This window comes from Flavobacterium niveum (assembly GCF_055231775.1).
In genome coordinates, this window is record NZ_JBUYSX010000004.1 from 151,111 (window position 1) to 171,714 (window position 20,604).

At 45.8% G+C, this 20,604-nt stretch carries 18 protein-coding genes; 5 read left to right on the forward strand and 13 right to left on the reverse strand.

Annotated elements, in window-relative coordinates:
• Nucleotides 1-153: 153 nt before the first annotated feature.
• Both ACZIX4_RS11385 and ACZIX4_RS11390 read right to left on the reverse strand, forming a co-directional pair.
• Nucleotides 154-600: a GNAT family N-acetyltransferase gene (locus ACZIX4_RS11385; RefSeq protein ID WP_463335760.1), complete on the reverse strand. Its 447-nt coding sequence runs from the start codon at nt 598-600 to the stop codon at nt 154-156.
• Nucleotides 584-1,831 (reverse strand): 3-deoxy-D-manno-octulosonic acid transferase, encoded by a 1,248-nt coding sequence (locus ACZIX4_RS11390; RefSeq protein WP_463335761.1) that lies wholly within the window; start codon nt 1,829-1,831, stop codon nt 584-586. The genes ACZIX4_RS11385 and ACZIX4_RS11390 overlap by 17 nt, the downstream gene beginning before the upstream one ends.
• Before the next feature lie 553 nt (nt 1,832-2,384).
• Here ACZIX4_RS11390 and ACZIX4_RS11395 point away from each other — a divergent pair.
• Together ACZIX4_RS11395 and galE are read left to right on the forward strand one after the other, a co-directional pair.
• Complete coding sequence (locus ACZIX4_RS11395; RefSeq protein ID WP_463335762.1) at nt 2,385-3,515, forward strand: DegT/DnrJ/EryC1/StrS family aminotransferase; 1,131 nt, start codon at nt 2,385-2,387, stop codon at nt 3,513-3,515.
• A 98-nt stretch (nt 3,516-3,613) separates the two neighbouring features.
• Nucleotides 3,614-4,630: a UDP-glucose 4-epimerase GalE gene (galE, locus tag ACZIX4_RS11400; RefSeq protein ID WP_463335763.1), complete on the forward strand. Its 1,017-nt coding sequence runs from the start codon at nt 3,614-3,616 to the stop codon at nt 4,628-4,630.
• A 341-nt stretch (nt 4,631-4,971) separates the two neighbouring features.
• Here galE and ACZIX4_RS11405 read toward each other — a convergent pair whose 3' ends face one another.
• Nucleotides 4,972-5,949 carry a polyprenyl synthetase family protein gene (locus ACZIX4_RS11405; protein ID WP_463335764.1) on the reverse strand — a complete coding sequence of 326 codons (978 nt, stop codon included), beginning with the start codon at nt 5,947-5,949 and terminating at the stop codon, nt 4,972-4,974.
• A gap of 165 nt (nt 5,950-6,114) precedes the next feature.
• On the opposite strand from ACZIX4_RS11405, the gene ACZIX4_RS11410 reads away from it, so the two are divergent.
• Entirely contained in the window at nt 6,115-7,644 is a 1,530-nt protein-coding gene (locus ACZIX4_RS11410) for a S1C family serine protease (protein ID WP_463335765.1), read from the forward strand.
• Nucleotides 7,645-7,717: 73 nt separating this feature from the next.
• On the opposite strand, the gene rlmN is transcribed toward ACZIX4_RS11410, so the two are convergent.
• Together rlmN and ACZIX4_RS11420 are read right to left on the reverse strand one after the other, a co-directional pair.
• Complete coding sequence (rlmN, locus tag ACZIX4_RS11415) at nt 7,718-8,776, reverse strand: dual-specificity RNA methyltransferase RlmN (protein ID WP_463335766.1); 1,059 nt, start codon at nt 8,774-8,776, stop codon at nt 7,718-7,720.
• A 127-nt stretch (nt 8,777-8,903) separates the two neighbouring features.
• A complete protein-coding gene (locus tag ACZIX4_RS11420) occupies nt 8,904-11,162 on the reverse strand; it encodes a T9SS type A sorting domain-containing protein (RefSeq protein ID WP_463335767.1) in 2,259 nt (752 codons plus the stop codon).
• Between the two features lie 181 nt (nt 11,163-11,343).
• Here ACZIX4_RS11420 and ACZIX4_RS11425 point away from each other — a divergent pair, with 181 nt between their 5' ends.
• On the forward strand, nt 11,344-11,985 hold the full coding sequence (locus tag ACZIX4_RS11425; protein ID WP_463335768.1) for an O-methyltransferase: 642 nt from the start codon (nt 11,344-11,346) through the stop codon (nt 11,983-11,985).
• Nucleotides 11,986-11,990: 5 nt separating this feature from the next.
• Here ACZIX4_RS11425 and ACZIX4_RS11430 read toward each other — a convergent pair whose 3' ends face one another.
• From ACZIX4_RS11430 to ACZIX4_RS11450, 5 genes are all read right to left on the reverse strand, one after another.
• Nucleotides 11,991-12,566, reverse strand: a complete 576-nt coding sequence (locus tag ACZIX4_RS11430) for a phosphatase PAP2 family protein (RefSeq protein WP_463335769.1) — start codon at nt 12,564-12,566, stop codon at nt 11,991-11,993.
• 1 nt (nt 12,567) lies between these two features.
• The gene (locus ACZIX4_RS11435) at nt 12,568-12,864 is read right to left on the reverse strand and encodes a Sec-independent protein translocase subunit TatA/TatB (protein ID WP_463335770.1); all 297 of its coding nucleotides are present in this window, start codon (nt 12,862-12,864) and stop codon (nt 12,568-12,570) included.
• 145 nt (nt 12,865-13,009) lie between these two features.
• Nucleotides 13,010-13,999, reverse strand: coding sequence for a T9SS type A sorting domain-containing protein (locus tag ACZIX4_RS11440; protein ID WP_463335771.1), 990 nt, complete (start codon nt 13,997-13,999; stop codon nt 13,010-13,012).
• Between the two features lie 118 nt (nt 14,000-14,117).
• On the reverse strand, nt 14,118-16,355 hold the full coding sequence (locus ACZIX4_RS11445) for a M1 family metallopeptidase (RefSeq protein WP_463335772.1): 2,238 nt from the start codon (nt 16,353-16,355) through the stop codon (nt 14,118-14,120).
• 3 nt (nt 16,356-16,358) lie between these two features.
• Nucleotides 16,359-16,865: a DUF6702 family protein gene (locus ACZIX4_RS11450; RefSeq protein WP_463335773.1), complete on the reverse strand. Its 507-nt coding sequence runs from the start codon at nt 16,863-16,865 to the stop codon at nt 16,359-16,361.
• A 255-nt stretch (nt 16,866-17,120) separates the two neighbouring features.
• On the opposite strand from ACZIX4_RS11450, the gene ACZIX4_RS11455 reads away from it, so the two are divergent.
• Entirely contained in the window at nt 17,121-17,633 is a 513-nt protein-coding gene (locus ACZIX4_RS11455) for a hypothetical protein (RefSeq protein WP_463335774.1), read from the forward strand.
• 92 nt (nt 17,634-17,725) lie between these two features.
• On the opposite strand, the gene ACZIX4_RS11460 is transcribed toward ACZIX4_RS11455, so the two are convergent.
• From ACZIX4_RS11460 to ACZIX4_RS11470, 3 genes are all read right to left on the reverse strand, one after another.
• Nucleotides 17,726-18,307 (reverse strand): MiaE family protein, encoded by a 582-nt coding sequence (locus ACZIX4_RS11460; protein ID WP_463335775.1) that lies wholly within the window; start codon nt 18,305-18,307, stop codon nt 17,726-17,728.
• A gap of 106 nt (nt 18,308-18,413) precedes the next feature.
• On the reverse strand, nt 18,414-19,799 hold the full coding sequence (hutF, locus tag ACZIX4_RS11465) for a formimidoylglutamate deiminase (RefSeq protein ID WP_463335776.1): 1,386 nt from the start codon (nt 19,797-19,799) through the stop codon (nt 18,414-18,416).
• A complete protein-coding gene (locus ACZIX4_RS11470) occupies nt 19,799-20,596 on the reverse strand; it encodes an N-formylglutamate amidohydrolase (RefSeq protein ID WP_463335777.1) in 798 nt (265 codons plus the stop codon). Before ACZIX4_RS11470 ends, hutF begins: the two co-directional genes overlap by 1 nt.
• Between the last annotated feature and the right edge of the window lie 8 nt (nt 20,597-20,604).

Below are 20,604 nucleotides of genomic sequence, written 5' to 3' on the forward strand. Positions count from 1 at the left end.
ATAACGTAATTTATTCTCAACATACAGTCAGACTGAGCTTGTCGAAGTCAACTGTATGTTGAGAATAAATTTTGCGTAAAATCGAAGAAATGATAGTCACGCTGAGCCTGTCGAAGCGGGCTATTATTTCTTTATTTTTATAGCAATATGATATTATGGCTTATACCGCATTAGCCCGCGTTTGTGCGCTGTAAACCCTTTAGAAAGGTACAGGTTACGGGCGGTTTCGTTATGCGGTTCTATTTCCAGGTACAGGACTTTTATGGATAGCGCTTCAGTTTCCTTCTTTATAAAATCGAGTGCCTGTTTTGCCAGGCCTTTACCGCGCATTTTTTCATCAATAAACAATTCGTCTACAAACGCTATGCGCCCTGCATATTCAAAACTGAATACAAAGGTGAGTATTACATAGCCTACAGGTTGGCTGTCGGCCAATATTAGCCAGCCTTTACCCAGGCTTTCATTTTCGGTAAACTCAAAGAAAAGGTCTTTGCTCACGGCGGCATCTATAGGATAGCCGTCTATGGCGTAGAACTGCTCCATCATGCCCACTACGGTAGGGGCATCGGGTGTGTCAAAGGGTTTAAAGCGTACCTCCATGATGTTGTGTAATGTAACTCATTATATGGTTTATGGCCCCGCGGTTATTCTTTACGAAGTTGCCCGCCCTGTCACCTGTTTCCTTACGGAAATTGCCATCATCCGCCAGTTTTTGCAGTACGGCACCGGCTTCTTCTTTATTGTTTATTACCAGGCAGCCACCTTCTTTGGTTAAGCTTATTGCCTCGGGAAATCTACTGTGTATCGGCCCGATGATTATCGGTATGCCAAAGGCGGCAGGCTCCAGTATGTTGTGCAATCCTGCCGTGCCAAAGCCCCCGCCTACGTAAGCGGCATCGGCATAGCTGTATATTTTACCCAGCAGGCCTATGGTGTTTACCACAAGCACGTCATATTCCGCAAGGTTTTTGCCTTCCTTTTCGGTAAAGAAAACCAGCGGTTTGGTTATACTTTGCTTAATGTTGTCCATGTGGCTTTCGCCAAAGGTGTGTGGTGCTATAATGAATTTTATCCCTATAGATGCATTAATAAAGTCAAAGAACTTCTCTTCGTCGGCAGGCCATGAGCTCCCGAAAACATAAGTGAGCTTATTGTTTTTAAACTCCTCTATAAAAGGTACTGTGTTGTCCTGTTCCAATATACGGCTCACGCGGTCGTAACGGGTATCGCCGCTTACCGATGCATTGGTAAAACCTATGGATTCTAGCAGTTGTTTAGAGCTTTCGTATTGTACAAAAAAGTGGTTGAATGTTTTGAATGCTTTCCTGTAAAAACCGCCGTACCATTTAAAGAATGCTTGGTTCGGCCTGAAAAGCCCAGATATAAGGTAAGTGGGTGTGCCTTTTTTTTGCAGTTCGAACAAGAAATTGGGCCAAAACTCATACTTAATAAAGAACGCCATATCCGGATGCGCCAGCTGTATAAACCTGCGGGCATTGCTTATGGTGTCCATGGGCAGGTATACTACCACATCGGCGGCGGCGGTATTCTTGCGGATTTCATATCCTGAAGGTGAAAAAAACGTAAGCAGTATTTTGTGCTGCGGGAACCGTATGCGCACCTGTTCCATAATGGGAAGCGCCTGCTCGTATTCACCCAGGGAGGCCGAGTGGAACCATACCACTTTATCGTGTGGCTGTATCTTTTCGCGCAGTGTACCGAAAACCGTTTTGCGTCCCTGTACAAAAAGTTTCATCTTAGGGCTGAACAATGCCACAACATGCAGGAGCAAATAGGTAACCCGGGTGAAAAAGCTGTACAGTAAACGCATGTTTTTTTTGCAAAAATACGGTTTATTTTTTTGCGGTATCTACCTTTCGGGACTTGTAAGGTAAACCTTGTTATGGTTTGTTAAGGCATTTTGCGCAATCTGCGTTACATGTTGTGCAGTTCGCGACATTAATTTGTTTTGCATACTGATATGCAGCAATTTTGACCTCAGTTAAGCAATATTAAAATTATGTCTCACCTCCCGGGCAAAATGATTTTTAATTAGCATCCCGGCATTTCTCTCATTTAGGTTTTAAATTAAACGGGCTGTATTTTTGGCAGAAAGTAATACAAGAATAACACATTGGTAGTTCTTAATTAGGTAGACATTTTACCGGGAGGGGGCAAAATGAACCAACCATTAAAACAGGCGGAAGGCTTTACAAACGGTTCATGCCGGGCGTAAGGCCATTTTGCTTTTTTAGCCCATAGTATTGTCTATAAAATGTACTTCAAAATCTCCCTTTCGCGTACACAATAACTCATTAAAGTTAATTACTTTTGTGCCGATTATTAACTTAATAAGGCGGCCCGTTCTTCAGGGCATAGTTATTATGAAAAAAATACAGATGGTTGACCTGAAATCACAGTACGACCATATAAAAGATACCGTAAATGCTTCTATACAGGAAGTGTTAGATACCACAGCTTACATTAACGGACCTCAGGTACACGCTTTCCAGAAAAGCATGGAAGACTATCTTGGCGTAAAACACGTAATACCGTGTGCAAACGGCACCGATGCGCTACAGATAGCCATGATGGGCCTTGGCCTGCAACCCGGCGATGAGGTTATTACTGCCGATTTTACCTTTGCCGCTACCGTAGAGGTTATTGCCCTGCTGCAACTTACCCCGGTGCTTGTGGATGTGGAACCCGATACATTCAACATTTCTATTGAGGCCATTAAAAAAGCCATTACCCCTAAAACCAAGGCCATAGTGCCGGTGCACCTTTTCGGGCAGGTGGCTAATATGGAAGCCATACTGGAAATAGCCAAAGAGCACAACCTGTATGTTATAGAAGACAACGCACAGGCGATAGGCGCCGATTATACCTTTGCCGACGGTTCTAAAAAGAAAGTAGGCGGCATAGGCCACGTAGCTTCTACCTCATTCTTCCCGAGCAAGAACCTGGGCTGCTACGGCGACGGCGGCGCTATATTTACCAATGACGATGCCCTGGCGCATACCCTTCGCGGTATTGTAAACCACGGCATGTACGTGCGCTACCACCATGATGTGGTGGGCGTAAACAGCCGCCTGGACAGTATTCAGGCCGCAGTGCTTAATGCCAAGTTGCCACTTTTGGATGGTTACAACAAAGCCCGTCGCGAAGCTGCTGCCAAGTACAGCGCTGCACTGGCAAACAACGCTAAAATTGTTACCCCAATCATTGAAGGTGCAGAAGACAGCCATGTGTTTCACCAATATGTGATAAGGATACTGGATGCCGACCGCAATGCCCTGATGCAGCACCTGCTGGATAAAGGCATACCGTGTGCCATTTATTACCCGATACCGCTGCACAGCCAGAAGGCGTATGCCGATACCCGCTACAACGAAGCCGATTTTCCGGTAACGAACCAGTTGGTAAATGAAGTACTTGCCCTGCCGATGCATAGCGAACTGGAAGACGACCAGATAGCGTTTATTACCGGTGCAATACTGGAATTTTTGAAATAAGCAGGTTGTTAGTTTTTAGTTGCTGGTTGTTGGATTTCTGTAAGGCCAACAACCAACAACCAATAACCATCAACTAAAAAATAACCAATAACAACATTATGAAGATACTCGTAACAGGAGGCCTTGGCTTTATCGGTTCGCATACCGTGGTAGAATTACAAAACGTGGGTTTTGATGTGGTGGTTATAGACGACCTTTCAAACTCATCTGTAGCCGTGCTGGATGGTATTGAAGCCATTACCGGTAGGAAACCGGAATTTGAGCAGATAGACCTGCGCGACAAAGCGGCTGTACAGGGCTTTTTTGCCAAATACAGCGATGTAAGCGGCGTTATCCATTTTGCGGCCAGCAAGGCGGTGGGCGAAAGCGTACAAAACCCATTACTGTACTACGAGAACAACCTGGGCGCCCTGGTGTACATCCTTCAGGAGCTACAGAAAAAGGACAGCACCAACTTTATCTTCAGTTCGTCTTGTACCGTATACGGACAGGCCGAAAAAATGCCGATAAGCGAAGATACGCCGGTACAGCCTGCTATGAGTCCTTACGGTAATACCAAGCAGATAGGTGAGGAAATAATCCGCGACGCTGCCAAAGTAAGCGGTACAAATGCCATATTGCTGCGCTACTTTAACCCGGTAGGTGCACACGAATCGGCTAATATAGGTGAGCTGCCGCTGGGCGTGCCGCAAAACCTGGTGCCGTTCATAACGCAGACCGCTATTGGACTGCGCGAACAGCTTTCGGTTTTTGGTGACGATTACCCTACGCCGGACGGTACCTGCGTACGCGACTACATACATGTGGTAGACCTTGCTAAAGCCCACGTGGTGGCACTGCAACGTCTTATCGATGCTAAGAACGCCGAAAAAGTAGAGGTGTTTAACCTGGGTACTGGTAAAGGCAACTCGGTGCTGGAGGTGATTAAAGCCTTTGAAAGCGCTACCGGCCAAAAGCTGAACTACAAGATAGTACCGCGCCGCGAAGGTGACGTTACTGAGGCGTATGCCGATACTACAAAAGCAAACAATGTACTGGGCTGGAAAGCCGAACTATCGCTTGATGAAGCACTTGCCTCAGCCTGGAAATGGGAGCTGAAGGTAAGGGGGAAATAGTCCATAGTTTACAGTTTTCAGTTGCAGTTTACAGATACAAAAAACCCGGAGTGTTTTACACTCCGGGTTTTTTATTTACTTTGTGTTTTTAAACATTATGTTATGCCGCAAGCGGGAAAGCCATACTCTTCAAAAGCTTTTTATCATACAGGTAAAGGGATTGTTCTATTTACAGTAGTGTCTGCCGTAGGGCTTTTTTGTATAGCAGCTGCACAGACCGAACTATTTACCCGTTTTGTATGGGATAAAAGTTTCCTGCTTGCTGATTTAATAGTAGTGGGTAATGTTTTTTTTCTCGTTAAGTACTGGATGAAATACCTGAGGCAAAAGTAACGTTTGCTTTATATCTTCCGCTCTATCACATAATTCACCATAAGGCTCAGGGCGTCCTTATACGGTGATGCAGGGTAGGTGGCCAGTATTTCCAGGGCTTCCTGCTGGTATTCGCCCATACGTTTTTCGGCGTAGGTAAGGCCGCCTTTGTTTTGCACAAATGCAATAACCTCCTTTACGCGCTTCTTATCCTTATTGTGGTTTTTAACCGAATTGATAAGCCACTTCTTTTCCTGCTTGGTACAATTATTCAGCGTATAGATAAGCGGCAGGGTCATTTTCTGCTCCTTGATGTCGATTCCGGTAGGCTTGCCTATAGAATCTTCGGTATAGTCAAAAAGGTCGTCCTTTATCTGGAATGCCATACCGATGAGTTCGCCAAAGCGGCGCATTTTCTCCACGTCCTCACTGTCGGGGTTTACCGATGCAGCACCCAGCGAACAGCAGGCTGCAATAAGCGTGGCAGTCTTTTGGCGGATGATTTCGTAATACACATCTTCGGTAATGTCCAGCCTGCGGGCCTTTTCTATCTGCAGGAGTTCGCCCTCGCTCATTTCGCGTACGGCAACCGAAATAATACGAAGCAAGTCGAAGTCGCCATGATCAATACTCAATAGTAAACCTTTAGAAAGAAGGAAATCACCTACAAGGACTGCGATTTTGTTTTTCCAAAGCGCATTAAGGGAAAAGAACCCACGGCGGCGGTTAGAGTCGTCTACCACGTCGTCGTGCACCAGGGTGGCGGTATGGATAAGTTCTATGACCGAAGCCCCGCGGTACGAACGCTCATTTATGGTGCCTCCGCTAATCATTTTGGCGGTGAGGAACACAAACATGGGGCGCATCTGCTTGCCCTTGCGTTTTACAATGTAAAAGGTAATGCGGTTTAAAAGCGCCACTTTACTGGACATTGCCTCGTAGAACTTTGTTTCAAAAAGTTCCATTTCGGCTGCTATGGGCTGCTTTATTTGCTCGGTGATTTTCATTCAATGCCAAAGATAGCAAAAGCCACTTTAGTTATAAAGTTTTTAAAGTTATAAAAGCACGAAAATTTTAGTGTAATAATTAAGTAAAAAAACAGCGCTTTTTTTTTGTAAAAAGTTAATAAGTTATAAATTTACCACATTAACAAATAATTAACCAATCTTAGTATGAGAAAATCTTTCTATGGGGTAATTGCGTTGTCTGTAATAATGCTAATGACAACCAGTTGTGCAAGTATCCTTAACGGTAAGTACCAAAAGGTTACTGTAAAAACAACTTCGGCCGATTCAAAGGTTTATGTGAACAATGAACTGCAGGGAACTGGGAAGGTTGTTGTTGCGAAAATGAAACGTGACCGTGGAGTTAAGCAAATCAAAGTAGAGCGTGAAGGTTACAAGCCGGATTATTCAGTGCACTACCAGGACCGTAAATCAGGGCTTTATGCTCTGTCAATAGTTCCTTTCGGGGTGCTTTGGTATCCAATATTTATGGACTACGGCGAAAAAGCATATAACTATCCGAAAGAAGTTTCGGTAGGTAAAGATATGCTTGCGCTCCAAAAAAGGGACGACAATGAAAAGTATGTGTACCTTAAAAATACGGCTTTTGATATTAAAAAATCTGATATCAAGCTAAACTCTATAAAGCGTAAAAACTTTAAGAAAAAGAAAGATAAATACAAGAAGCATGATATAAAGACTGATGACATGAAGTTTGATAACTCTGTTTTCAGTGATGAGGTAACGGAAGTGCTTAAAAAGAACAATTATCTGGATACTACCAATACCATTTTCAGGAGCCATACAAATTCAATGTACATTTCGGCAAAAATTACGAAAATGGAGTTTGATAATATATGGGAAATAGAAGCAAAGTCCGTTATGAACTCTTTTGTTTCAAAACTTGATATAGAATGGGAAATATTTGACCTGTATAACCAGTCTAAATACAAGCAGACCTTTAAGGCACAGTCGGGTGAGTTTTCGCCTGATTTTAATAGCGATGAAGTGCTGAAATCATGTATTGATGATGCGATAAGCGAGTCGTTCTATAAATTTATGGCAACCAAAGAAGTAAGGAAGCTTATAGAGCAGAAAGATGTTAAGGAAGCCAAGCAGGAAACACTTAAGATAACCAAGCCGCTTGCTATATCTAATATTGAAGATGCTATGGAGGCTACAGTAACCATTAAGGTGAAAGAAGGACACGGTAGCGGATGTTTTGTAACTACAGACGGTTATATTGTTACTAACTTCCACGTTGTGGCTGCTTCAGATAAAATTACCGTTATTACTAAAGATGGTAAAGAGTATCCGGCTAAGATTATCCGTAAGAGTGAAGGTTCAGACCTTGCGCTTATAAAAATTGAAGCTACAAGCAAACATGCTTTTACCCTGCCTGCGGCTAAAAACTACAAAATAGGCGATGATATTTTTGCTATTGGTACACCTAAATCGGTAGAATTAGGCCAGTCACTTAGTAAAGGTATTATTTCAGGTTTCCGTACGTTTGAAAAAAACAACCTTATACAAACCGATGCCAGCGTAAACGGTGGTAACAGCGGTGGTGCACTTGTTAGCAAAGAAGGCCAGTTTATAGGTGTTGTAAATGCTAAAGTATTTGGTGTGGGTGTAGAAGGCCTTGGTTTCTCTATCCCGGCTGAAAGTATTTTTACAGACCTTAGTATAAGCTACTAATTACCGGTATAATATATATAAAACAGGCTGCGAAAGCAGCCTGTTTTTTTATTGTATTTTATCAAGTATGTTTTTAACTATTAGAAGCGGCTTCATTTTTGTTAGCCAGCTGGCCGCATGCTGCATCAATATCCTTACCACGGCTACGGCGTACTTTTACCACTATGTCGTTTCGCTCCAGTGCTTTTATGTAAGCATCAACTGCTTCTGGCGACGCCTGCTGAAATTCACCGTCGTCTATAGGGTTGTATTCTATCAGGTTTACTTTGCAGGGTACATATTTACAGAACTTTACAAGCGCGTCAACATCCACCTTACGGTCGTTGATGCCGCCCCAAACCACGTATTCATACGTAACGCGGCTTTTGGTTTTGTTGTACCAGTATTCTAATGATTCGCGTAAATCCGTCAACGGGAAATTCGTGCTGAAGGGCATAATCCTGTTTCGGACTTCTTCAATAGCTGAGTGTAACGATACCGCCAGCTTAAACTTCACGCCGTCGTCGGCCATTTTCTTTATCATCTTCGGCAAACCCGATGTAGATACCGTAATGCGTTTGGCGCTCATACCCAGCCCTTCCGGTGAAGTGATCTTCTCAATCGCTTTCATTACGTTGTTGTAGTTCATAAGCGGTTCGCCCATGCCCATAAACACTATATTGCTCAGCGGATGGTTGTGGTACAGGCGGCTTTCGCTGTCTATGGCGGCTACCTGGTCGTAAATTTCATCGGGGTTAAGGTTACGCATGCGCTTCAGGCGTGCCGTGGCGCAGAAGTTACAGTCAAGGCTGCAGCCCACCTGGCTGCTTACGCAGGCGGTGGTACGGGTTTCGGTAGGTATCAGTACGCTTTCCACCACCAGGCCGTCGTGCAGGCGCACGGCATTCTTTATGGTGCCGTCCTGGCTTTGCTGCATCTGGTCTACATGTATGTGGTTGATAACAAAGTTATCCTCCAGCATCTGGCGGGTGCCTTTGGCTACATTAGTCATGTCGTCAAAGCTGTGTGCACGCTTATTCCACAGCCATTCGTATACCTGGTTGCCGCGAAATGCCTTATCGCCATTGGCTACAAAAAAATCCCTTAACTGCTCTTTGCTCAGTGCCCTTATGTCCCTTTTCTCCGTTTGCATGTTGCAAAGGTAGGTGTTTTTTTGGTTATGCGGTAATCTGGGTAATTCGGTTATGTGGTGATTCGGTTATGTGTGCTGTATAGCGCGTTTACTATCGAATCACCGCATAACCGAATTACCATATAACCTACTCCTTCACCAGCTTATAGCTGCTTTCGCTACTGTCGCTTTTTACTCTCAGGATGTATATCCCGCTTGCCGCCCCCGATATATCTAACGTTGCTGCATCGGTAGTAAAAACACCTTGCTTTACAAGCTGGCCCACAAGGTTATACACTGCATATCCTGAACCTTCATTGATGCCCTTAACATTATAAATCCCAGCCGATGGGTTAGGGTACACCGTAATGTTTTGGGCAGCCGGGGCATTGGCACCCAGCGCGTGCTCTATCCTGAACCTTGTGGTTTCAAAGTGTTCATATTCACCACCTTCGGCTATGGTTTCGCCGGTATCGCTTACAAGGCTGTAGTGGCCCTGTCCCTGTCCGCAACAAATACCGTCGCCATAACCATCGCGAATGGTAAAGGTATAGCAGCCGTTATCGGGCAGTGGCAGGGTTTGCGTGTAGGTAAGGTTGTTCTCAAAGCTGTTTTCGGGCATGGCGTATATAACGGCGCCATACTGGTTGGTGAGTTCCCAGCTTATCTCTGAGCCATAGCCGTCAGTAGTAAGCGTTAGGGTAACCTCATTAGCAATAATAGTAGGATATACGTTAAAGCTTGCCGTTATCGAATCGTTTGCAGGATTTTCGTCGTTTGTGCCGTTAGTGCTGTTTACCCATATGCTGAACGTGTTTTCTCCGAGGGTTCCGGTCAGGGCAGGGATTTCTATCATTTCTGCCTGATTTTCTGTTAGTGAGCCTTCCCAGTTTAGGGTTAGCGTTTCTCCGGCATTAACCGAATAATTAATCGTGGCCGACGTAAGCGTAGTACTGCCATAGTTTATAAGGCGTACCTGTGGGTTAATGGTTTCGCTGCAACCGTCATGGCCTAAGTCGGTAAGTGTCAGTTTTATGTCATTAGAATAAATAGTCTGTGGGGGATAAGAGTCAAGGGTAAGCGGGGCAGTTCCCAACGGATCCAGCCACTCTTTAAGGCGTGCGCCGGGGGTGGAGCCGCTGCTCCACGATACGGCAAAACGTCCATAAGAATCATCTCCAAAATTAGATAACAATCCGTCGCATGCAGAAGACCCATACCACAGTTGCCCTATAATGCGGCCTTCGGGGGTAAGCAGGGGAGAGCCTGACGAGCCGCCTTCGGTAACGCCGGTATCCCAGGAAAGCACATCCCAAACGCGGTTAAGCACATTTTTGTAGGGTGGGTCATAATCCACACACACCTTCATAATGTCCCCGGCAGGGTGGTGCACACCGTAGGTAAAATCGGGTACTGCATCACTACGGTCCCAGCCCGAAAGGATAACACCCCATTCAGCAGGTATGCTTGTGTTTAACTGCATTAACAAGAAGTCAGACTGGGCGCGGTGGGCTTTCATGGTAGCGCCGCTTATGGTTTGAATTTCGTTTATGCTTTGGTCACCGTCAGGTATTGAAGGGCATAGCGGTTCGGGGTTTATCCAGTTAAAACGAAACGTGTACATGCAGCCCTCTACCCAGGCATGGTTGGCCGAAAGCATATAGGGTGTACCGTCGTTGGCCGTGTTGTTTACCATGGCGCCACTGGCCACAAAAGCTATGCTGTCGTTGCTGGCCAGTATGCGTACTACCGAATGTTTGGTAATATCCTTGCGGTTTTCTACACCGGGCATAAAGCAGTTTACATCATAATTACAATCGCCCGACAGTACTTCCTGGGTCGATTTTAAAACCCCGCGTACCGCCCTGTAGGCATGGCCTGCCTTGCATATGGTAAGCTTGCCTTTACCTGCCTGTGCCTTCGGCTCGTAGTATTCCAGCAAAATGTCGTCGCCGGTTACCGGCCAGGTACCGAAGTAAGGCCCGCTGTGGTTTTGACGTTCGTCATAAGCGCCCAGCAGGTCGGTATGGTCGTTGTTGTATACGTACAGTGTAGCCCCCTCGGGGATAAAGAAATTCCTGAACCAGAAGTGCATACCCTTAGCCCCCGGCGAACTGAACCGTATACGCCATAGCCTGTCGCCATTAGAAAGGATGTTCCATGTACCGCTGTTTTCCATGGTGTAGTTTGTGGTAAATTCATGGGCAAAGCGGTACGGGACATCTTTCCGGACATCGTTTTTTGCATCCTGTTCGGCCAGGGCTTTTAGGTTTACAGAAGGCAGTGCTATTTTGGCCGGTTCGGCCAGGTTAGCAGTATGCCAGCTTAGCGGTGTGCCTTTATTGGTCACCTGGCTAAAACCGAGGCAGGTGGTAAGTGTAATAAGTAGTGATAGTATTATTTTCATTTTAGTACGTGTTTCAGTGAAAGCGTGCAATGTTATTTAATTATTTAGGAAAATGATTGTTTTAAATGTGGAAATTTGGTGACATTATGGAGGAATATCGCTTTTTTTAAGAAGGTGCGCTGTAGGTATCGTTTTCGCTCAGAATGGCTATCTTTGCCCTGTACAAACATGCCTTAACACTATGCATACCCTTTTTGAAGAATTTGACGACTACGCCACGCGCCACAGCGCCGATGAACCCGCCCTGCTGAAAGAACTGGACAGGGAAACCCACCGCCGTACCACGCAGCCGCGTATGCTTAGCGGACATTTTCAGGGGAGGGTGCTGAGCATGCTGAGCAAGCTGGTGCAGCCCAAAGCGATATTAGAAATAGGTACATTTACAGGCTATGCCGCACTGAGCCTTGCCGAGGGTTTGGCCGAAGGCGGTACGCTTGATACTATAGATGTTAATGAGGAGCTGTACGACCTGCAACGTACGTTTTTTGATAAAAGCCCTTGGGGAAACCAGATTTTCCAGCATTTAGGAAATGCACTGGAAATCATACCTTTGCTGGGAAAGAAGTTCGACCTGGTGTTTATTGATGCCGATAAGGAGAATTACCCGAATTACTGGGAAATGATAGTGCCGCTTATGAATAGGGGTGGACTTATACTATCGGACAATGTGTTGTGGAGTGGCAAGGTACTACAGGAAGTAAAGGCGAATGACAAGAGTACCCGCATACTGGTAGAATACAACAAAATGATCAAGGTAGACCCGCGTGTGGAAACGGTACTACTGCCCATTCGTGACGGGCTTACCGTAAGCAGGGTAAAATAAAAACCCTACTCGAAAGCAGGGCTGTATTTTTTTCTGATGTATTTGTAAAGCTGTAATATAACCCAGCCGGTGCATAATCCGTACAGGTATCCGCAAAGGATGTCTCCGGGATAGTGCAGCCCAAGGTATATACGGCTGTAGCCAAATATTACCGGCCAAATGAAGAATAACCCGATATACTTTATGCGGCTTTTTAATATGTTATATACTACAAATGATACTGCCATAGAGTTGGCTGCATGCCCTGATACAAAGCTGAATGACTTCCTGCCTTTTCCTTGTGCCAAGTGTACCAAACCTTTTAAATCGGGTTCGTTGCAAGGGCGAGGACGTGCTACCAGGTATTTTATCAGGTTTGTAGTTTGGTCGGTAAGCAGTATGGTAAGGGCTACCATGCCTAATACCAATAGGAAATGTTTGGTGCCCAATTTTTTATAAGCTATGTACAGTACTACGGCAAATAGGGGTATCCACCAGTAAAATTGCGTGATTTTTTCCCATGTAGAATCCCATGCTTCAGACCCCATTCCATTTAGCCACAGGAATACTTTTCTGTCCAGCTGTACAAGTTTTTCCAGCATACTATCGTGAACGTTTTATTGGCCCCGAAAAATCTTCAATATCCTCCTTAACCTTGTCTATTTCGCCCTGTATCTGTTTGGTAACACTATGGTTATCGCCCAGGTCGGTAAAAGTTTTTTTAATGTCTTCTACCTCGGCGCTTTTTTGTATTTCGTATTTAATGTCGTTAGTAGCATCTTTAAGCTGGCGCATACCCTTGCCCAGTGTACGTGCTATTTCGGGAATCTTGTCGCTACCGAAGAGCATCAGTACTACAATCAATATAAAAAACAGCTCTCCGCCTCCTATTCCGAACATAATCTAAAAATTTTGCTTACAAAGTTAACTATAAATACGTGCGGTTAGTGCGTATGGTTCTGCTTATTAATGATTTTTTAAGGCCTAAAAACAAACAAGCCCGTACTTTAACACAGTACGGGCTTGTTTTAAATTTTGTGCAATATTATTTCTTGATGAACTTCACCGTTTGGCTGCCTGCTTCGGCAGTTACGTTGGCAAAGTATACGCCGCTGTTCAGGCTGCTGATGTCCAGGTCGTTTCCTGCGCCGCTAAGCACGGTGCGCCCTGCTGCATCGGTAACCGTTACTTTGGCAGCATTAAAGCCGTTTGTAAAATGAAGCAGGTTGTTTGCCGGGTTAGGGGCTATGCTTACGGTGTTTTTGGTTACTGTAGGCAGGCCTGCAGTTTCGGTGTAAATTTCTATAGAGTTTACATCGTAGTTAAAGTTTAGTGCAGGTATATCGGCTGTTGTAGCCATGCTGCGCACCATTGGGACAGAAGTGCTTTCAGCGTAATAAATGTAAAACGTTTGGTCTGCAGTACCCGCAGGGAAACCCAGGTAAAACAAGTTGATGTCCTGTACTATTTTAAGGCGGGTAACTGTGCCGCTAACAGAACCAAGGCTGGTAGTTATGGTGCCGTAAGCATCTACACTGGTAGTGCAGGTGCCAGTAAATGTACCGGTGTACCCAAAGCCTTCATAAGTACCTGCAATCTGGTCTGTGCTGTTGTAGCCGTACTGTAGCGGGAAGGTGCCCAGTGTGGCGTTGTTAGTATTGTAGTTTAGCGAAATACCGTCCATGTCAAAACCCGTGATAACACCTGCACCTGTCGTGAAAATGTTTACCGTAGCCGTTGTGCCTGCGCCGTTGTATTCGCCGGTAGATTCTACAGCTAGCTGCGTACCGGGATAAAGCGTGCTTTGTGCTGTAGTTGCGGTAAGTACCTGTGTAGTAGCCGAACCGCCATCGGTAAGTGCTGAGAAATCCCAAGTTACGTTTTCGCCTGTAGTGCTTTGGTCTACAGTGCCCGATGCGATGATGTAAGCAGATTGTTCTGCGCTCGCAGCATCGTTAGTGTAAAAATTGTTTACTGTTTGTGCAGAAGCGCCAATGCTTGCCAAAACAATAGCTGAAAGTAAAAGTTTTTTCATTTGGTGAAAGTTTTAGCCAAAAATATAGAAAAATCTGCTGCCAACTCCCTAAAAATAAACAGGCAACCCTGATATATCGGTAAATATATCAGGGTTGCAGGTGAAAATCTTCAAAAATCTATTTTTTAGAACCGTCGTCAAATTTGCTTTTTACGGCTTCGCCTGGCCACATGTTGTTGGTGACATCTATGTCGGCTGTTTTCAGTTGCGGATCCAGCTGGAATTTAACTACTTTCTTATCAGTAGCAATAACCCTTATGGCGCTCTGGTTGTTCTTCCTCCAAATCTGCACCGGGAACGTCTGCGTTTCGCTGGTTCCGTCCTCGTAGTTCAGTTGTACTATGATGGGCATCAGCATGCCGCCCGGCTTGTCAAAAGTAAGTTCGTAGAAATACTTCGGCTGTTTCAGGCTGGCCTTGTCTTCTGCGGTAAGCTTTTCGTTTACAAAATCATTCAGCAGCTTCACGTCTTTTTTGTCGAATGCCTGGCCTTTGCCATCAGTAACCATATATACAAACGGCCCCTGTTCCTGCCCGAAACGCCCTTTGCGGATGTTGGCCTCCTTGCTATCCTTCGGCTTTTCGTCGGTAACAAAGTATTGCTTTACATCCATAATGCCGATGTCTACATAATCGGTAGTATAGAACCATCCTCTCCAGAACCAGTCCAGGTCTACCGCAGAGGCATCTTCCATCGTACGGAAGAAATCCTCCGGGGTTGGGTGTTTAAACTTCCAGCGGTTGGCGTATGTTTTAAATGCGTGGTCAAACAGCTCGTGCCCCATCACCACCTCGCGCAGTATATTAAGCCCCGTAGCAGGTTTGCCGTAAGCGTTATTGCCAAACTGGTGAATGGTTTCGGAGTTGCTCATTATCGGTTCCAAAAACTTCTGGTCGCCACTCATGTACGGCACTATATTAGCCGCCGGGCCACGGCGTGTAGGGAATGCCGGGTCGTATTCCTGTTCGGTAAGGAACTCCACAAAGCTGTTTAGCCCTTCGTCCATCCACGTCCACTGGCGCTCGTCTGAATTTACAATCATCGGGAAGAAGTTATGCCCCACCTCGTGAATAATAACGCCTGCCATGCCCCATTTAATGCGGTCGCTCACCACGCCTTTTTCGTCAGGGCGGCCGTAGTTCCAGCAAATCATAGGGTACTCCATGCCCTGGTCTTCCGCAGAAACCGAAATCGCCTTAGGGTAAGGGTAGTCAAACGTATACTTGCTGTAGGTTTTAAGGGTATGTGCCACTATGCGGGTACTCTTGTCGCCCCACAGCGGGTTAGCCTCCTTAGGATATAGGGAAATGGCCATAACCGTTTTGCCGCCAAGCTGTACCGCCATGGCATCGTATATAAACTTACGGCTGGAACTGAATGCGAAATCACGCACGTTTGTCGCCTTAAACTTCCAGGTTTTTTTTTTGGTGCTAAAGCCTTTTTCTGAAGCCGTAGCCTCATCCTGGGTAACTACAACCACGGGCTTATCGAAAGTCTTTGTTGCCAAATCCCAACGCTTTGCCTGTTCTGCGGTAAGTACCTCGGCACGGTTTCGCAGTTCGCCTGTACCGTCAAGGATGTGGTCTGCCGGGGTGGTAATATTCACTTCGAAGTTACCGAACGGCAATGCAAATTCGCCTGCGCCCCAAAACTGCATGTTCTGCCAGCCCTCCACGTCGTTGTATACTGCCATACGCGGGTAAAACTGGGCAATCACGTACAGGTTGTTACCGTCTTTATCAAAATGTTCGTAGCCGCTGCGCCCGCCTATAACCTGGTAGTTGTTAATGTTGTACCACCACTTAATGCTGAACGACACCTTTTCGCCGTGTTTCAGCGGCGTAGGCAGGTCAATGCGCATCATGGTTTGGTTCACGGTATATTTCATCGGTTTGCCGGCAGCATCCTTAACGTATTCCAACTTAAAGCCACCATCGAAAGGCTGTTGCAGGTACTGGCGCGAAAAGCCCTCTGGTTTATAGGCTTCGCTCATCTTCTGGCTGTCTACCAGTTCTGATGGCGAATCGGCTGCGTGTTCGTTCTGGTCCAGCTGCACCCAAAGGTATTCCAGCGCATCGGGTGAGTTATTGGTGTAGGTTATGGTTTCGGTTCCGTAGAGTTTGGTATTCTTATCGTCAAGCTCCACATCCATTTTATAATCGGCCTGCTGCTGGTAGTAGGCAGGGCCGGGTGCGCCCGAAGCCGTACGGAACATATTGGGCGTAGCCAAAAGGTCGTACATCTGGCTGAACTTATTGTTGTCCCCATGGCCCGGTTCGCGGGGTGTGGCGGGCTTGTCCTGTGCGGTGGCGTACAGGCTGGCAAGAACCGAAAGGGTGCAGATAATTCTTTTCATTGTTTAGTAGTAGTTTAGTGTGCCCTGGGGCGTATCGTAGTTTAACAGCAGGCTTTTGCGCTGGTTGTTTATGTGGGCGTTTATCATGTTCTGCTGCTCGCGGAACATCTCAAACAGCACTGTGTTGCGTACCTCCAGTGCCGATATTTTCTTTGGGGCAGGTACGGTATAGTATACCACCAGCATATCGTCTTCGTATTCCCTATCGAAGTACGTAAGGACGGCGGGCTTGCCGTTTACCTTCACGCTTATTTTATCGGCCAAGTATTTCTTTATGGTTTCGGTGCTTTCGGCGAGTTCCTTGCCGGAAGCAAGCCCAAACTTTTTACCGTATTTGGTGCTCAGCGCTTTTTCCAGGTCGTCTATAAAAATGCGTCCGGTTATTTGCAGCTGTTTTTTGGCCGGGGCATGCTCCACCTGAAATACCGCCACATAGTATTTATGTACGGTTGCCGAGGTGAGCACCCCAAGCAACAACACTAAACACGATATGCGGATTAACTTTATCATAACCATCCACAAACATAATGGTTTTGTGGGAAAGATGGAATAATAATCTTAATTTTGGGAGAAAACCACCACAATATGGATGAATTATACCAACTAACCGACGAGCAACAAAAATCTATAGAAATCAGCAGGGCGCAGATTAAGAATGGTCAGTTTTCTACGAATGAAGAGGTGATAAGGGAAATGAGAAAGAGACTTTTAAGTAAATAAATATAGTTTTATATCTTATACTATTAATATAAAGTTTGCCTGATTATGAAGTCTTATATATTATTTTTTTATCTTTTCATTAGTTTCCATTCATTTGGACAATCGCTAACTGTTGATGAATTGATATCTCTACGAAAAAAAAGTTTTGCTGAAGCTGAAGAGCTTTTGTCCCAAAAAGGATGGCAATTTATAAAGAGTGAAATTCCCGAAGATGATAAGTTAGGTATTGTTGTATTTGCTTATAATAAAAGTGATTACTCTGAAAAAGCAGAAGCTTTTATCCATTACTATTATTCAGAAAATAAAGTAAGAGTAGACTTAGATATGTTCGATTTAAATTTATATAATACGTATGTAAAGAAAATCAAAAGTTTAGGTTGTAAGCTCACACTGACGAAAATTGATGAGGGGAAAATTATAAAAGTATATCAGGGTACGACAACTACTATTGAGATTACTGTGGTAACTCCTTCCGATGAAAATAAACTTTCAAAAACACATTACATATTTCTTATTGCTGAGAACAAAGACTATAATGAGAATTTAAGGCCTGATTAATTTATTCTTCATCTATCAATAGTACTAATTATATCCCCACTGTTGCGGGCATTTTGCCCGTGTCCAAAACTTCAGACGCATGCAATGCGTCTCTACCCATGTATCGCCTCACTCTTCCCATAACTCTGGATGATCTGGCCTTCATATTCCAGCCATTCCGCCCAGCGTTTTTCTACGTCTACATCTTCGGCGTACTTGCGGGCAAAATTTAAAAACGTGGTATAGTGCGTGGCCTCGCTTACCATAAGGTCGTGGTAAAACTTAGCCAGTTCGGCATCTTTGATATTCTTAGACAACACCCTGAAACGCTCGCAACTGCGGGCTTCAATCATGGCGGCAAACAACAAGCGGTCGATGAACGAGGTGTTGCGGCTGCCGTCTTTACGGGCAAATTTCATCAGCTGGCCCACGTAGTCGTCACGGCGTTCACGGCCCAGGGTATAGCCACGCTTTTCTATGATTTCCACCACCATTTTAAAGTGCTCCATTTCCTCCATGGCTATCTCGGCCATTTTCTGTACCAAGTCCAAATGCTCAGAATTGTTGGTAATCAGGAATATGGCATTGCTGGCGGCCTTCTGTTCGCACCAGGCATGGTCGGTAAGGATTTCTTCAAGGTTGCTTTCGGCTATGTTTGCCCAGCGCGGGTCGGTTAAGAGTTTCAGTCCAAGCATGATGAAAATATTATTGTGGCAAAAATAGGGATTTTCCCGTAGAGACGTAGCAGTGCTACGTCTCAGATTTGAATATTTCATTTCCAGACGTTGCAATGCAACGTCTCTACAGCCGCGTACCCAATTCCTCCATAACCCGCATAAAATCCGCTACAATAGCATCGCGGTTTTGCAGGCTGCCATTACGGCTTACCCATTGCCCGGAAACAATTGTTCCCTCCATGTCGGTAACATCGGCGCTGTACACAAAGGTGTTACACAGGTTACGTTCGGCAGCAGTGGCAATCAATGGCGATGTAGCCTTCATAACTACGGCATCAAACGGCTGTCCCACCGCAAAGAACTGCTCATCGGTAGCGCCCATAGCCTTGCGGCCGCTTTGCCACGCCATTTTAATCGCATTAAAACCGCTGTCGCCATTTTCAGGGATAACGTAGGTAGTGCGCTTATGCGAAATCAGGCGCTGGCCGTAATCCAGTATGCGGAGTTCTTCTAAAGGGTTTAGCCCAACATGGCTGTCGGTACCGATGCTCCAGTTGCCGTTTTGTTTTTTATAGCTGTCAAAGCTGAACAACCCGTCACCCAAGTTGCCCTCAGTGCTCGGGCACAGCACCACACTGGCACCGCTTTTGGCAATGTCGCTTACTTCGCTTTCGTCTAGGTGCGTAGCATGGACCAAGTGGTAGTTTTCGTTAACCGGACAATTGTCCAGCAGCCATTGTACCGGGCGTTTGCCGTGGTAGGCAACACAGTCTTCAATTTCTTTCAACTGCTCCGAAACGTGTATATGAAACGGGCGCGAACCGTCAAGGGCATTGCACAGCGCAATTACATCCTCAGGTTTTACGGCACGCAGCGAATGTATGCCTATGCCTACATTGGCATTATCGAAATCCTTAGCAGCCTCAATAGTGCTGTCTAAAAGTTTGTAGTAGTCTTCTATGGTTGGCGAAATAAACCGCTTTTGTTTCTCTACCGGTGCCTGCCCGAAACCACCCTGCTGGTAAAACATAGGCACCAGCGTTATACGGATGCCTGCTTTTTTGGCAGCGGCCATAAGACGCGTACCCATTTCGGCTGGGTTAGGGTAGGAGCTGCCGTCCTTATCGTGGTGCAGGTAATGGAACTCGGCTACGGCGGTATACCCGTGGCGTGCCATTTCGCTGTACAGCATGGCGGCTACGGCTTCCATCTGCTCGGGTGAAAGGGTTAGAGCCAACCCGTACATAGCATTGCGCCAACTCCAGAAATCATCCTGCGCACCGGTATCGGTATGCAGTTCTGCAAGCCCGGCCATAGCGTATTGAAACGCATGCGAATGCGCATTCTGGAAACCCGGCAGCGCATAACCGTTTATGTATTCGCCTTGTGGTAAATCGGTTTGTGTGATTGAAAGGATGTTGCCCGCAGCATCAAGCTGCACTGCGGCATTGGCAAGCCAGCCGTTTTCAGTAAGCAGGCCTTTAAAGGTATAGGTAGTAGCCGTTGCCATTATGGGGTTACGGTTTTTATCAGTTTGGTAAATAGTTGTTTCAGTACGGTACGAGTCTGCTCTGCATTTTCGGGGCTGTAGTCTGTTTCGGTGGTATCCATGTAGTTGGTCTTTGCCATTTCGAGCTGTAATGCATGGATGTTGTTATCGGGTTTACCAAAGTAGCGCGTTATGTGCCCACCTTTAAAAGGGGTGTTGTGCGTGGCTTCGTACCCACTGTTTTTTAGTATATCCCATGCGGTTTTTATAATTTCTGCTGATGCTGAGGTCTCGTCGTTATCACCCAGTATCAGTTGCGGGAAAGCGTCCTTTTGTATGCCCGGTACTACACGGCGAATAGAATGCGCATCAAACAACAAAGCAGTGCCAAACTGCTGCTTGGTCTGCGCCAAAAGCTCTTCCAGCTTTTCGTGGTAGGGCAGGTAATATTTGTGTACGCGTTCGGCGATTTCAGTTTCATCGGGAGTAGCGCCCGTGTATAGCGGATTGCCGTTAAAATCAGTAAACGGCACCAATCCTGTAATCACGCGGCCATCGCTATATAGCGGCTTGCTTTCGGGGTCGCGGTTCAGGTCAATGACCCAGCGGCAGTAATTGGCTTTTATAAGGGTAATGCCCATAGCAGGGGCAAAATCGTACAGCGTATCAATAAACCAGTCGGCATCATCGGGGCGGGCAACCATATCGGGTTGCAGCCTTTCGGCAATTTCCGGCGGGAAATTAATGCCCGAATGCGGCGAACTGATGATGATAGGCACCTTTGGCGCAGTAGGTTCGGTTATATGGTAAATGTCCATACAGGTTT

Coding starts and splice junctions, on each gene's coding strand:
- ACZIX4_RS11385 (WP_463335760.1), bottom strand. CDS start 600: ATGGAGGTACGCTTTAAACCCTTTGACACACCCGATGCCCCTACCGTA.
- ACZIX4_RS11390 (WP_463335761.1), bottom strand. CDS start 1,831: ATGCGTTTACTGTACAGCTTTTTCACCCGGGTTACCTATTTGCTCCTG.
- ACZIX4_RS11395 (WP_463335762.1), top strand. CDS start 2,385: ATGAAAAAAATACAGATGGTTGACCTGAAATCACAGTACGACCATATA.
- galE (WP_463335763.1), top strand. CDS start 3,614: ATGAAGATACTCGTAACAGGAGGCCTTGGCTTTATCGGTTCGCATACC.
- ACZIX4_RS11405 (WP_463335764.1), bottom strand. CDS start 5,949: ATGAAAATCACCGAGCAAATAAAGCAGCCCATAGCAGCCGAAATGGAA.
- ACZIX4_RS11410 (WP_463335765.1), top strand. CDS start 6,115: ATGAGAAAATCTTTCTATGGGGTAATTGCGTTGTCTGTAATAATGCTA.
- rlmN (WP_463335766.1), bottom strand. CDS start 8,776: ATGCAAACGGAGAAAAGGGACATAAGGGCACTGAGCAAAGAGCAGTTA.
- ACZIX4_RS11420 (WP_463335767.1), bottom strand. CDS start 11,162: ATGAAAATAATACTATCACTACTTATTACACTTACCACCTGCCTCGGT.
- ACZIX4_RS11425 (WP_463335768.1), top strand. CDS start 11,344: ATGCATACCCTTTTTGAAGAATTTGACGACTACGCCACGCGCCACAGC.
- ACZIX4_RS11430 (WP_463335769.1), bottom strand. CDS start 12,566: ATGCTGGAAAAACTTGTACAGCTGGACAGAAAAGTATTCCTGTGGCTA.
- ACZIX4_RS11435 (WP_463335770.1), bottom strand. CDS start 12,864: ATGTTCGGAATAGGAGGCGGAGAGCTGTTTTTTATATTGATTGTAGTA.
- ACZIX4_RS11440 (WP_463335771.1), bottom strand. CDS start 13,999: ATGAAAAAACTTTTACTTTCAGCTATTGTTTTGGCAAGCATTGGCGCT.
- ACZIX4_RS11445 (WP_463335772.1), bottom strand. CDS start 16,355: ATGAAAAGAATTATCTGCACCCTTTCGGTTCTTGCCAGCCTGTACGCC.
- ACZIX4_RS11450 (WP_463335773.1), bottom strand. CDS start 16,865: ATGATAAAGTTAATCCGCATATCGTGTTTAGTGTTGTTGCTTGGGGTG.
- ACZIX4_RS11455 (WP_463335774.1), top strand. CDS start 17,121: ATGAAGTCTTATATATTATTTTTTTATCTTTTCATTAGTTTCCATTCA.
- ACZIX4_RS11460 (WP_463335775.1), bottom strand. CDS start 18,307: ATGCTTGGACTGAAACTCTTAACCGACCCGCGCTGGGCAAACATAGCC.
- hutF (WP_463335776.1), bottom strand. CDS start 19,799: ATGGCAACGGCTACTACCTATACCTTTAAAGGCCTGCTTACTGAAAAC.
- ACZIX4_RS11470 (WP_463335777.1), bottom strand. CDS start 20,596: ATGGACATTTACCATATAACCGAACCTACTGCGCCAAAGGTGCCTATC.